This window comes from Ruegeria sp. ABF4_144 (assembly GCF_056160045.1).
This window is the reverse complement of sequence record NZ_JBSWWK010000001.1, coordinates 3,266,686-3,279,756: the sequence shown is the minus strand read 5'-3', so window position 1 is coordinate 3,279,756 and position 13,071 is coordinate 3,266,686. Positions and strand designations below refer to the sequence as shown.

General features: G+C 56.0%; 11 protein-coding genes. 7 read left to right on the top strand and 4 right to left on the bottom strand.

The features are described from left to right. Positions 1-6 precede the first annotated feature (6 nt). Both ACXAGD_RS16405 and ACXAGD_RS16400 read left to right on the top strand, forming a co-directional pair. Positions 7-951 (top strand): NAD-dependent epimerase/dehydratase family protein, encoded by a 945-nt coding sequence (locus ACXAGD_RS16405; protein ID WP_475211967.1) that lies wholly within the window; start codon positions 7-9, stop codon positions 949-951. After that, a complete protein-coding gene (locus tag ACXAGD_RS16400; RefSeq protein WP_475211966.1) occupies positions 948-2,273 on the top strand; it encodes a protoporphyrinogen/coproporphyrinogen oxidase in 1,326 nt (441 codons plus the stop codon). The genes ACXAGD_RS16405 and ACXAGD_RS16400 overlap by 4 nt, the downstream gene beginning before the upstream one ends. 8 nt (positions 2,274-2,281) lie before the next feature. Here ACXAGD_RS16400 and ACXAGD_RS16395 read toward each other — a convergent pair whose 3' ends face one another. The 3 genes from ACXAGD_RS16395 to ACXAGD_RS16385 form a co-directional block, all read right to left on the bottom strand. Continuing rightward, complete coding sequence (locus ACXAGD_RS16395) at positions 2,282-3,289, bottom strand: NAD-dependent epimerase/dehydratase family protein (RefSeq protein ID WP_475212618.1); 1,008 nt, start codon at positions 3,287-3,289, stop codon at positions 2,282-2,284. Beyond that, entirely contained in the window at positions 3,216-4,130 is a 915-nt protein-coding gene (locus ACXAGD_RS16390; protein ID WP_475211965.1) for a sugar phosphate nucleotidyltransferase, read from the bottom strand. Before ACXAGD_RS16390 ends, ACXAGD_RS16395 begins: the two co-directional genes overlap by 74 nt. A gap of 129 nt (positions 4,131-4,259) precedes the next feature. Next, positions 4,260-5,600: an O-antigen ligase family protein gene (locus ACXAGD_RS16385; protein ID WP_475211964.1), complete on the bottom strand. Its 1,341-nt coding sequence runs from the start codon at positions 5,598-5,600 to the stop codon at positions 4,260-4,262. 405 nt (positions 5,601-6,005) lie between these two features. Between ACXAGD_RS16385 and ACXAGD_RS16380 the strand changes: the two genes are divergently transcribed. The 5 genes from ACXAGD_RS16380 (at position 6,006) to ACXAGD_RS16360 (ending at position 12,030) form a co-directional block, all read left to right on the top strand. Beyond that, on the top strand, positions 6,006-7,409 hold the full coding sequence (locus ACXAGD_RS16380; protein WP_475211963.1) for an oligosaccharide flippase family protein: 1,404 nt from the start codon (positions 6,006-6,008) through the stop codon (positions 7,407-7,409). A gap of 314 nt (positions 7,410-7,723) precedes the next feature. Beyond that, a complete protein-coding gene (locus tag ACXAGD_RS16375) occupies positions 7,724-7,936 on the top strand; it encodes a hypothetical protein (RefSeq protein WP_475211962.1) in 213 nt (70 codons plus the stop codon). A 409-nt stretch (positions 7,937-8,345) separates the two neighbouring features. Next, positions 8,346-9,050 carry a sugar transferase gene (locus ACXAGD_RS16370; protein WP_475211961.1) on the top strand — a complete coding sequence of 235 codons (705 nt, stop codon included), beginning with the start codon at positions 8,346-8,348 and terminating at the stop codon, positions 9,048-9,050. Between the two features lie 102 nt (positions 9,051-9,152). After that, entirely contained in the window at positions 9,153-10,400 is a 1,248-nt protein-coding gene (locus ACXAGD_RS16365; RefSeq protein ID WP_475211960.1) for a polysaccharide biosynthesis/export family protein, read from the top strand. 121 nt (positions 10,401-10,521) lie between these two features. Then, a complete protein-coding gene (locus tag ACXAGD_RS16360) occupies positions 10,522-12,030 on the top strand; it encodes a hypothetical protein (RefSeq protein ID WP_475211959.1) in 1,509 nt (502 codons plus the stop codon). On the opposite strand, the gene ACXAGD_RS16355 is transcribed toward ACXAGD_RS16360, so the two are convergent. Beyond that, a complete protein-coding gene (locus ACXAGD_RS16355; protein WP_475211958.1) occupies positions 11,996-12,982 on the bottom strand; it encodes a glycosyltransferase family 2 protein in 987 nt (328 codons plus the stop codon). The two genes, ACXAGD_RS16360 and ACXAGD_RS16355, sit on opposite strands and share 35 nt — an antisense overlap. Between the last annotated feature and the right edge of the window lie 89 nt (positions 12,983-13,071).

Below are 13,071 nucleotides of genomic sequence, written 5' to 3'. Positions count from 1 at the left end.
TTTCCCATGACGAGTTCGAAGACTGAAAAAACTACAGTGATGGTGACGGGGGCCGGAGGGTTCATCGGGCGGGCCGCCGTTCGGGAGCTTGCCCGTCAAGGGCATCGGGTGATTGCGACCTACCGAAGTGCCCCGCCTCCGAAAATCTATGGCGATGTGCATTGGGTTCGGGTCGATATGACCAATGCCTCGGACGTGGGGGCGATCATCCATCTGCATCGCCCCAGCCATCTATTGTCTCTGGCGTGGTATATGGGGCCGGGGAACCAACAGTCGCTGGAGAACTTTCGCTGGGTGCAGCACTCGATCGACCTGTTGTTTTCCTTTGCAGATGCGGGCGGCAAACGGGTGACGTTTTGCGGGTCGTGCATGGAGTATGACTGGTCTAGGCCAGAAAAGCTGCGCGAGGGCAGCACACCGCTGACCCCCGCCACTGAATACGGTGCAGCCAAGGCAGCGCTATTCACAGCCTTTGGGCCGATGTGTGACGCGCTGGGCCTGGCCGGGGCCTGGGCGCGGCCTTTTTTCCTGTATGGTCCGGGCGAAAACCAGCAGCGGCTGGCGGCGGATGTGATCCGATCGCTTTTGCAAAGGCATGAGGCGCTATGCACGCATGGCCAGCAAAAACGCGATTTTCTGCATGTCGATGATGTGGCCACGGCGATGGTTGCCCTGCTGCTCAGCGACCTTAAAGGACCGGTCAATATCGGCAGTGGCACCGCGATCCCTCTGGCAGAACTGATCCACGAGATCGGACGTCAGACCAAATCGGAAAACCTGATCCGTCTGGGCGCGCGCGAGGCCCGCGCGGGCGATCCGCCCTTGGTCGAGGCCGACATTACCCGGCTGCAGGACCAACTGGGTTGGACCCCGAGATTTAATTTGAAAACCGGAGTCGCGGATACCATCGCCTGGTGGCGCCGCGAAATTGCGAGAGAACGTAAGTTATGACCGACCAGAACATTGTTATCCTTGGCTCCGGCATGTCCGGGCTGGGCGCTGCTCATCTTTTGCACGGCGCCGGCGTGACGAGCCGGATGTATGATAAGAACCCGTTTCCCGGCGGTCATACGGCCACGTTTGCCCATGACAGCGGGTTCATCTTTGATGACGGGCCGCATATCTCGTTCTCAAAAGACCCACGCATTCAGGACCTGTTTGCTGAAAACGTAGGCGGTGAATACGAAAAGCTGCAGGCTTATGTGAACAACTACTATCACGGTGCATGGGTTAAACACCCGGCGCAGGCCAATCTGCACAATCTACCGGATGAGCTGAAAACGCAGTGCATTCTGGATTTCATCGAAGCCTCAAAACAGGAGGTGGTCGAGAAGCCCGCGAATTATCTGGATTGGCTGATTTCAGTCTTTGGCGAGACCTTTGCGACCCATTTTCCTGCTGTCTATGGCAAGAAGTACCATACGGTGGATGCCGCCCAGATGAGCACGGTCTGGATGGGGCCGCGGCTCTATCGCCCCTCGATGGATGAGGTGATCCGCGGCGCGATCTTTGCCGAGACGCCGGATGTGCATTACATCACCGATTTTCGGTATCCGACCGAGGGCGGGTTCATCTCATACCTCAAACCGTTTCTGGAAAAGACCGATCTGCATCTGGATCACAAGGTAGTCGCCATCGACCCCGAGACCCGAATTGTGACCTTCGAAAACGGCGTGACTGAGCAGTATGAGCACCTGATTTCCTCGATCCCGTTGCCCGATCTGATCCCGATGGTCAAAGGCGCGCCGGATCACGTGCGCGACGCGGCGGCCAAGCTGGCCTGTACCACCTGCGTCACGGTGAATCTTGGGCTTGCACGAGACGATTTCACCCCGGCGACCTGGACCTATATCTATGATGAGGACATCGTCTTTACCCGCCTCAGCTTTCCGCACAAAATGTCGACCAAGACCTGCCCGCCGGGCTGCGGGTCGATTCAAGCGGAGTGCTATTATTCGCACAAATACCGCCCGCTGGATGTGTTGCCCGAAGATCTGATCCAGCCGGTAATCGACGATCTGGTGAAAATTGGCCTGATCGAGAACGATGAGAAAATCCTGCACACGGATGCGCGGCTGATCACCCATGCCAACATCATCTTCGACCTCGACCGGGAAGAGGCGCTGCCCATTGTGCATGAGTGGTTGGATTACATCGACATCCACTATGTCGGCCGCTTTGGCGAATGGGGCTATCAGTGGACCGACGAGGCGTTCAAATCCGGTGAGCGCGGCGCCCGGACGGTAATGGAAAAGATCGGGACGCTCGTCTAAGCGCCTGGTCAGGTGATCGGTTCGGTCCGGCGGAAATCCTGATCCAGCTGATTTTCCTGTAGCAGAGCCTCCAATTGTGCAAGACGCTTGTATTTGCGGCCTTCGAAATCCTCGACCTTGAGGTCGCAGGCTTTGACCGCGTCATAAAGCTGCCGCGCGCCGCGCACCGCGTCCCATTTCGGTTCAAACCCAGGGATATGTTTTTCGATCTTCGCTGAACTCACCCGGTAGGATCGGTTATCCGGCCCTGCATCGGCGGCATAGTCGATCTGCGCACCGGGCACGGTGTCGGCAACGATTTCGGCCAGATCCCTGATCTGATAGTTGTTTTCGGTACGGCAGACGTTGAACGCCTCGCCCGAGATCACCTTGGGGTCAGCCTCAAGCGTGGCGACAAAGGCGCGGGCCATATCCTCGACATGGATGATCGGGCGCCATGGGGTGCCGTCCGACATCATCAGAATGCGTCCCGAGGTATAGGCATGTGCGATTAGGTTGTTCAGCACGATATCGAACCGCATCCGCGGGCTGGCCCCGTAAGCGGTGGCAAAACGCAGGAAGGTGGGCGTGAAACTGTCATCCGCCAGCGGTTTCAGGTCACGCTCGGCCAACACCTTCGAGACGCCATAATCGGTCTGAGGGTTCAACTGGCCATTTTCGTCAACAAAGTCCTCACCTGCGCGGCCATAGTTTGAACAGGACGAGGCAAAGACGAAGCGGCTGACCCCCGCCGCTTTGGCCTGTTTGGCCAGATGGATGGTGCCTTCGTGGTTGATTTGCTGGGTCAGACCCGGACGCAGTTGACCCAAAGGGTCATTGGACAGGGCTGCCAGATGCACCACCGCATCGAAGCCTGCGAGATCATCGGTGGTCAGGTCGCGGATGTCCTTGCCCAAGTTGGGTATGTCGGGAACGCCGCCGCCGGGCGCGAAATCGGCGCGGTCAAAGAGATTTATATCGCACCCAGTCACCTGGATTCCCGCCTCGGCCAATACCGGGGCGGTGACCGTCCCCACGTAGCCGAGATGACCCGTTAACAGGACGCTCTGAATGCTCCCAAGTTGCCCACGGACGGTTGCCATTTTTCCACATCTCCTCAAGTCGGCGTTTGTCCGCCAAATGATCCATGCAATACCAGAAGCCGGGATGGCGATAGGCCATCAGTTCGCCCATCTCCATTAGTTTGGGCAGGGGGCCTTCTTCCCACATGATTTCGTCGCCATTGACGCTGGCGATGGCGTCGAACACACCGGATTCCAGCACGAAGAAACCACCATTGATCCAGTCGGCCGCGGTTTCCGGTTTCTCCACAAAGCCCTCGACCAGCCCATCTTCGCGCACCTGCAGGTGGCCAAAGGTGGTCAGCGGACGGACCATGGTGATCGTCGCCAGCCTGCCATGGGATTTGTGGAAGGCGATCAGTGCGTCCAGATCAACGTTCGAAACCCCGTCGCCATACGTCAGCATGAAGGTCTCGTGGCCGAGATAGGGTTGCAGCCGTGCCAGACGCCCGCCGGTCATGGTGTCTATGCCAGTGTCGATCAGATCAACGGTCCAGGGGGGTGTCTGCGGTTCCAGATCCCCATTGGTATAGTCTGGTTCGCCGAACAGTTCGCGCTTGCTGAAATCAATGCGCAGATTGCCCTGATACTGGCACAGGTTCGAGATGTAGCGCTTGATCAGGTCGCCCATGTAACCAAGCGCCAGTACGAATTCATGATGCCCGTAGGTCGAGTAATGCTGCATGATGTGCCAAAGAATCGGCCGGTTTGCGATCTCGACCAGCGGCTTGGGCCGGACGCGGGTCTCTTCGATCAGGCGAGAGCCTTTACCACCTGCAAATATGGCTGTTTTCAATGGTGCCTCCTAAGAGAACTGGTTACTGAAAAAAATAAAAGTAAGAATGGCTAGATTCGACACCACCAGGACAGGCGCTGTCAATCATCGCGGTTACACAACGGGCGGAAAACGCCGGAAATGCCTGTATTAGCTGTTTGCAGGCCGATCGAGCGGATCCAGATTGCCCGATTTATCCCCACTGGTGCCAGCGGTCGCGGACCGGTTATTGACGCTGTCCCTGACCGCCCGTGCGACCAGATTCATCTTGGTGATATAGGCGACAAAGAACATCCAACTGGCCTCTAATCGGCCCAGCAATGTGCTTTCGGTGATGTTGGCAAACAGAAAGGCGATCATCAATGCCAGCGCGCAGACGATCCCGTCGCGGTTGCGGATGAAACGCATACAGAAAAAGGCCGAGAAAAAGAAACGCAGGATGGCGATGATCAGAAGCGCGACGCCGATAAAGCCGGTGTTCAGCCACGTCTCAATCAGGCCGTTATGCGAATAAAACGGCGTGAACCCCAGAAAACCCTTACTGGAAAACAGCGTCACTTGGCGCGAGTCCGGATACCAGAACGTGCCGTATCCCCATCCCAGCCAAAAGCGATCCATGGCATAGGGCCAAGTCAGTTCCCAGATGGGAATCCTTTCCGACAAAGTGGGCTTTCTGCCGATTAGGGCAAACAGGGGATCGGCAAGCGGTGACGCCAACAGAAAGGCCACTAAGCTGACCAGCAGGACCGAAAACAGAATGAAGCAAATCGCCCAGATCACCTCGAACCGGGGGAAAAATCGGCTGACGATCAGCGCGCTCATCGATACCAGCGCGATCACCTGCGAGGTTCTGGATTCCGAGGCTACCAACAGCAACAGCCCAATGACAAAGGTGACCTGAAATAGCTGCCTCAGCTTGCCCGAAGTTTGAAAGATGGCATGGAACGAGGTGAGCAAAGTGATCACACAGGCCGCCCCCAGCGCGTTTTTGTGCAGGAAGATGCCGTTCCACGTATCGCCCCAGGGTGGGATGCCGCGTGCCTGCGGAAGAGTGGCGATAGTGGCAAGGGTCAGGCCCATCACCAGCGCATAGAACGCCGCTATGAACAACATCAGCCCCCGCAGCGACATCAGACTGCCCAGAACCAGGGCAAAAGCAGTTGTTACGACCAGTGGCACGCAGCGCTCGAACGAATACATGGGCATCGAGCTTTGAGTTGTGGAAAACAGGGCCCAGATCACCAGAACGGCAATTTCCGGCGCCGCAAAAGTACCGCGAATGAGATGCCGGTAATACAACGCCGAAATCGCCAGAACCGGCAACAGCATCATGATTTCCAGCTTGTTGGCCAGCTTGTTTTGCCACAACACGATGGCAAAGAAATCAGTGCCGACTAAAACCACAAGGACCAGACATAACAGCAGAACGACGTGACGGAAGGGCAGACCCGACACTGGCGGATAGGGGCCGTTCTGGTTCAAAGCGGTCATAGCACAATCAATCTGGTCAACTCATCAAATCCCGATTTGAACAATCAATTCGGCGGCCTTGTAGAAAAATGCGGCCATCATGAGCATACGAAATATGCCCACGTATTGTCTATCGTGGCGCGGAAGCGGGGCTGGAAACGGGGGCTTGCCACTCGTCTGGGACAGGCCCGTTTGGACCGAATTGGACAAAGCCCTATCGCAAAAGCGCGTGATGCGGTACGGGTATGAGCAGGATGTACTGATACCCAAAGAGTTGCAAAACCTGTATTTTGAGGGTTGAGGGCACAGCCGGTATATTGGTTCCGGCGTGATGGAAGTTGATAGGTTTGATGAGTGTTCAGGGGCCTGATCCGGGCCGTTGATAGGTGTAGGTTTCGATTTTCCGGCCAAAGGATTCAGTCCGCGATGACATGGTTTTTCGTTCCAAGGATGCTGTCGGCGTTGATTGCGATCGCGATTCTGATCGTGATGACGCGCGTTCTGGGGCCTGCGGATTTCGGGCGCTACAACCTGACAATGTTGGCCGGAACGCTTCTGTTCTCCTTTACCTTTCACTGGCTGGCCATCTGTGTCGGGCGGTTTCACCATGCCCGCGAATTCGAAGGAAAAACGATCGCAACAGTTCTGGGCGCTTCGGCGCTGCTGGTGGTGCTTCTGCTGTGTCTGGCCGCCGTGGTGCAGCTGATCCTGCCTGCGGCCTGGGTCAGTGGCTTTTTCCTGGCTGTTGTCTTCTGCACCAGCCACGCGATGCACGAACTGGGCACGGTCTGCCTGCGCCAATATAACGAGGGGCCGAAATTCGCAGCCGTTACTCTGCTGCGTCAGGCGCTGGGCGTTTCTCTGGCGGTAAGCTTTGTTTTGCGCGGCGGTGGTTTTGCAAGCGCGGTGATCGGCATGTCGATGGGGGCGGCTTTGACCGGGGCGTACGCGCTGATCTTTGCGGTGCGTCGCTCGGGGATCATCGTGCCGCCTAGAGATGCCCTTAAGGCCTATTTCCGCTTTGGGTTTCCGCTGGCCGCGGTGTCCTCCAGCGCTTCGTTCTTTGCGATGTCGTCACAGTCCCTTCTGGCCTATTTTGCCGGGATGGATGCCGCCGGGTATTTCGCTGCGGCGCAGACGCTGGCGTCCAAGGCGTTGAAACTGCCGATGACAACACTGTCGCGCGTGGTCGCTCCTACTGTGTTCGAGGCGCATGAAACCAGCGGAACCAGCTCCTCAGACGCAGTGTTGGATCGTTACTTTTCGTTCCTGATGCTGATCTCAATTCCCGTCGTTGTCGCGCTTGTCTGCGCCGCAGATGTGTTCACGAACTTGCTGTTCGAACCTGGCTTTGCCCGGAAAACCGACCTGTACCTGAGGTTGCTGGCCCCTGCAGCCTTTATCGTCGGGCTGCAGGGGGCCTATTTCAGCTATGCGTTCATGCGGTCGAAAATGACCGCGTTGCAGCTGGGCATCAGTGTCGGGTCGCTTCTGGTGCACGCCCTGTTGTCGCTGGTCATCATCTACCGGTTCGGCGCGCCCGGTGCGCCTGTCGCGTTTCTGCTAAGCGGCGTTGTGAGCTTTACGGCCTATTTCTACATCGGGCGAAAGGTCGATCCTCTGAGGGTGCCAATGTCTGAGGTGTCAAAGGCCGGTTTGGGGGCAATTACCTATGCGCCATTTGCGCTTGCCGCTGAAATGGCAACGAATCTGACGCTGCAATTTGCAATTCTTGGGGCCGGGCTGATTGTCATGTTTGGGATTCTGGTTTGCGTCCGGCAGGTTGCGGCGGTGACTGTGTGGGAAAAAGCACGCCTGCGGGCTGTTTAGTACAGCGATCTGCGCCCGAATTATGTGTTTATTTACATTGCATTAATGTTTCTTGGGCAAAATTCCTCGCACGAAGAGGTGATAATTTGCCTATTGGGTTTGGATTTTTACGAAAAGAACACACATATCTCGTCGTTGAAATAGTTTGATGATAAGCTGTTTCGGGTCTTCTTGATGAGTTTCTTTTTCGGGTCATTGACCTTGACGAGTACACGCTAAGAGGGTGCTGCCCCAAAACCGACATAATGCTGCGCGATGATCGGGCAGGTGCATCACAAATGGAAAAAGACAAAACGGAACGAGCTTAGTCTGAAATGATAATTGTATATCTACTGTCAGGCCCTGTTATTGCCGCGATTTTCATCGTGGCGTTGTTGGTTTCGGGTGCGGGCACTGGTATGGCGGTGGCCGGTGGCTTTGTTGCTGGCGTCTGTGCGCCCGCTGTGATTGCTGGCCTGCATTTTGTATTCAAAAGCAAGCTACGCTTGAAACCCATCGATAAACTCCCGCTGAAAACAGGCCAGTGATCCCTTGTTTTTGGCCGAAACGGGTCTTTCTCGGCCCGCACGTCCAGCTTGAACACGCTTTTTGATGGCAATGATAAGTCACGAAAATACTACATGATGCCTGCGCATCAGGAGCAATGGCGGCATCGCACAGGCCTGGTGTCTTAATAAACAAGTTGTCAGTTTTCTTAATAAATGCGAGTATATTCCCGGCAAGAGCCCGGCGATTACTGCTATTGAGGAGTCGGGAATATAATTGTGAGGGGCAACGGAAACAGTGACGTTGCGCCTTTGATCTGTTGAGCAAAAGAAGTTTGAATTCCACCGCTTCGCCTCGATTTTAGGCGGTCATGCTGGTGGGCACGTTGAACAAAACCTGAGCTATGGGTGTGTTTTGAGTAATCAGTGAGTAAGTTTTTTGGGGGTCATTATGAACCACAACCGAGGTTCTTTTCCTTTAGAAGAGACCGATATTTATAATTCAAATCAGCATTTTATTTCTAAATCGGATGACCGTGCGAACCTTGAAGGTTTTTATGCGGTAAAGGTCAAACGTCTTCTGGACATTTTTCTGGTACTGATTGGCGCACCATTTGTGCTGCCTCTCATGCTTCTGGTCGCTTTCTGCGTTAAGCTGGATGGCGGACCGGCGATTTACACCCAGAAACGGGTTGGCATCGGCGGGAGCGAGTTTGATTTTCTGAAATTCCGGTCGATGATGATCGACGCGGATCAGCTTTTCAAAGATCATTTGCGCGACTGCCCGGCGGCTGCAGCGGAATGGCAAGCGCGGCAAAAGCTTGAAAACGATCCGCGTGTCACCAGAATTGGGCAGTTTATCCGCGCATCCTCGCTGGATGAGCTGCCGCAGCTTTGGAATGTTCTTGTCGGCGACATGAGTCTGGTCGGCCCGCGCCCCATGCTGCCTCAGCAACGGGCGTTGTATCCCGGTCTGGACTACAACCTGATGAAACCTGGGATCACCGGGTTGTGGCAGGTGTCTGAGCGCAATGATGTCGACTTCTCGTACCGGGCCGCTTTCGACAGTGACTATGCGCGCAGAGTCAGCCTGTGGCTGGATTTCAAGATTCTGTTTCAGACAATTGGCGCTGTCTGCCGCGGCACCGGCCGCTGACCCCTTCGCCGCAACGCCCGAAACTGGAGTGATGCTACGACTATGACGTTTTTGACCAAATCAGCCTTTATTTTGGCACCTGGCGGGTTCAGGTGCTTTGACGTGTTTCGAAACATCTGTGCAGTAGCCCTGGCACTGGGCCTGATTTCCGGCCCGGCAAGCGCGGATTACAAGCTAGAACCGGGGGATCAGATACGCGTGTCTCTGACCGGTCTTGAAGGGCTTTCCTTCGACGCCATCATCGATGCCCATGGCAACGTTAATCTCAAGTGGCTTGGCCATTTTGAGGCCAAGGGCCTGCTGGCGGATGAGCTTGAAAACCTTGTGCGTTTGGATGCGGCCGGAAAGATCGTCAAGCAATACAACCAGAATGGTGAGATCTACATCATCCAGCTGGACGGTGACGAAATTGAAGTCGCCCGCAACGGATACCGGCCCATTATCATCGGCGGTGATGTGGCGCGGACCGGGCAGATTGATTTCCGGCCGGCCATCACTGCACGCGAGGCCGTGGCCCTGGCCGGTGGGGTCAGAAGCATGTTGCTGGCCGATGACGTTACCGTTGATCCCATTCAGCTGATGCGGTGGCAAACCACTTATGGTCAGGCCGCGTTGCAACATGCGCAGGCGATGGCGCAGGTCTGGAGGACCACCTCCGAGCTGCGACAGAATCTGGACATGGCGGCACCGACGCTGGATCAGGTTTCAGTGTCGGACACGGTTCTCGAGGAACTGATCGCCGAACAGCTCAGGATCAGAACGGTCAATCAGGAGAACGAAGCGGGTGAGCGGGAATATTTCGAGGATGCCGAAGATCAGGCTCAGCAACGGATCGCAATTTTGCAAGAGCAGAAGACCGAACTGGCAAAAGCACTGCTGTCTGATGAAGAGGAAGAAAAGCGCGTCATCGACATGATCGAACGTGGCCTCACGGCGGGAAACCGGTTGGCTGACACGCGCCGGACAACTGTTTTGTCGGCGACTCGTTTGCTGGAGGTCGAAGAAGATTTGGCCGCCACCAATCTGGTTCTGACACGCCTGAGAAGGGATCGCGAATATTATGAACAGGAACGGTCCCTGCGGCTGTTGCAACAGCGCCGGGATGCGCATCTGGCGCTTCGGGATGCCAGCCTGCAGATGGATACGATCGCGAAATATCTTGCTGGAGCCTCCAGCGAGATCGGCACCGAAAGCCTGATCAGCGACATCGATTATTCGGTGACGATTTTCCGTGTGGTCGAAGGCCAGCTGCAGGAATTGCGGGCTGACAAAATGACCCAGTTGCTGCCGGGCGACAGTATCGAAATCTCGGTTCAGCAAGTGACGCAGCAAACCCAGCTGACGGAGTGATCCCCAAAACAGCAGGACCGATAGACCCTAACTTGCGTAAGGCACCCCGAGATAGGTCGGAAACTCCGCGCGCAGACTAAACAGCGGCCCCGGATAGGACTTTAGGCACAAAGCAATTGATATGACATATCTCAAAGCAAAAGCGGCGCTCCCCTCAGATGGCGCGCATCTCGGCACCATAAAGGCCTTTCTGCTGGTGCTCTGCTTTGCGGTTCTGCAGACGGTGCCTGCGGCGATAAACGGGTATCCGTTCATCTTTTTCGATTCTCGCGGGTACAACAATGCTGGTAAGGCGGTTGTGCAGGTTGTGGCTGGCAAGCTGGGCGCGACCGAAGCCCCTGTTCAGGACGCCGCCGCGACCGCTGATGCAAGTACAGCCTCAGCGGATCAGACCGCAAAAGACAAGCGCGCCATTCCGATGTCTCGGTCGCCCTATTACGGGGTGTTGGTGTTTGTGTTTCTGCAATCCGAGGCCTTTCTGCTGGCGCTGTTTCAATCGCTGGTCGTTGCCTATGTGGTCTGGCTGGTGGTGCGCCATATCTGCCCGGGCAACGTCACGAAACCGTATCTGCTGACCGGCGCGATTTGCGCCGTGGTGACGCCGCTGCCGTATTTCTCGGCCTATGCCATGCCGGATGTGTTTGCAGCCATGGTGCCGCTGTGTCTGTTTCTGCTGTGCTTTGGCAGGCGCGGCCTGACCGCTGTCCAGCAGGTATTCTGCTGGGTCATTCTGGCTGCGTCGGTCGCCATCCACAGCAGCCACATATTGCTGACCTTCGGTCTGCTGGCGCTGCTGGTACTCCTTTGGCTGTGGCCTCGGGTCCGGCCCCTGATCTCTGGCTGGCTTCTGTCTTGTCTGGCCTTCGTAACCGGCGTTTCGGCGGTTTTTGCCTTTGCCTTTGTATCGCATGCGGTGTTTGGCAGTTTGCCTCAAAGCCTGCCCTTCCTGACCGCGCGCGGGATCGAGGATGGCCCGGTGGCTGAGATGATCGAAAACGACTGCTATGGCCACGACTTTGCCATCTGTGAGGCCGGGCCGTTGGACAATCAGGGCTCGCAATTCTTCCTGTGGGGCCAGAACGGCTATTACCAATCCGCTGATGACGATACCAAGCAAAGGTTGAGCGACGAGGATTTCTCGGCGTTTCTGACCGCCGCAAAAGCCAATCCGATAATGCAGCTGAAAGCATCACTGCGAAATACGGCAAGACAGTTGGTGATGTTCGGGCTGTACGAATTCGATACCGCCAAAAGGGTCTTTGCCGAAAGCGCTCCGCACTACATGGGCGGTTCTGATCTGGGCAGATTTGGTGCCTCACTGGCCGTTGAAGGTCGGTATCCCTTTGGCTTTGCGTCCACCTTTGTCTACGCCGCGGCGGCCTTCAGCCTGCTGACGGTGACCTATGTCTACGGCGCGCGGCCGGTTTCGAATGCGGCGTTGGCCTTGGGTGTGTTGATCCTTGCGACCTTGCTGATGAACGCGGTAATCTGCGGTGTGTTGTCGGACCCCCATCATCGCTATCAGGGGCGGGTCATCTGGTTGCTGCCGTTTCTGGCAACCCTGCTTGTTTTCCAAACGTCGAAGAAGTCGGCCCTTAGGGCGCAGGGGCAGTGTATTGCAGATAGCTAAGACGTCGTGCTTCGCGCCGCCCGCGTGACACGGTATCCAGGATCAGGGCACAGGCGACGCAGACAATGGCCAGAACAAACCCGGTCAATGATGCAAACAGCGACGGGAAACGCGCCACCTGGCTGGTTTCGATGAATTCCAGCAGTACCGACAGGAACACCAGAAAGGATGGCACGAAAATCACCCCGGCCAGCGACAGGAAGAACAGCATCGGGTTTTCTTCTTTCACCAGAAAGCTGATCATCCTCAGAATCCTCAGACCGTCCCCATATGTCGACAGTTTCGACACCGAGTTTTCCGGTCTGGCGCGGTAATTGACCGGAACCTCGTCAATCGGCAGCCGCAATTGCAGCGCGTGGACGGTCAACTCGGTTTCGATCTCAAATCCGCTGGACATGCTAGGAAAGCTCTTGACGAAACGGCGGCTGAAGATGCGATAGCCCGACAGCATGTCGTCAAGGTTTTTGCCAAAGAACACCCGTACCATCGAGGTCAATAGCCGGTTTCCGAACTTATGGCCGGGGCGATAGGCGGCCTCGTCCGAATGTTGGCGCGCACCGTTCAGCATATCCAGATTGTTGCGGCGCAGCTGGTCGATCATCTCGGCGACGGTGCTGGCGTCATAGGTGGCATCCCCGTCTGCCATCACGTAGATATCCGCCTCGACATCCGCAAACATCCGCCGCACCACGTTGCCCTTGCCCTGATTGGTCTCGGTCCGGACGATTGCACCAGCATCCCGGGCAACGTCAATCGTGGCATCGGTGGAGTTGTTGTCAAAGACATAGATGGCAGCATCCGGCAGGGCCGCCCTGAATTCAGAAATTGTCAAACCAATTGCAGCTTCTTCGTTGTAACAGGGTAAAACAACTGCAACCCGACACTCGGTACCAGAAGCTTGGTCTCGCGGGGCATTGCCCTGCAATCCCGAAGCTTCGTTTTCCTTCAACACAGTTTCTTTCCTCCAAAATCTAAAATAACTTGGATTCACAGAATAGGTTCAAAACTACCAGAAATACGCATGTGCCAAAAGGAAAATTG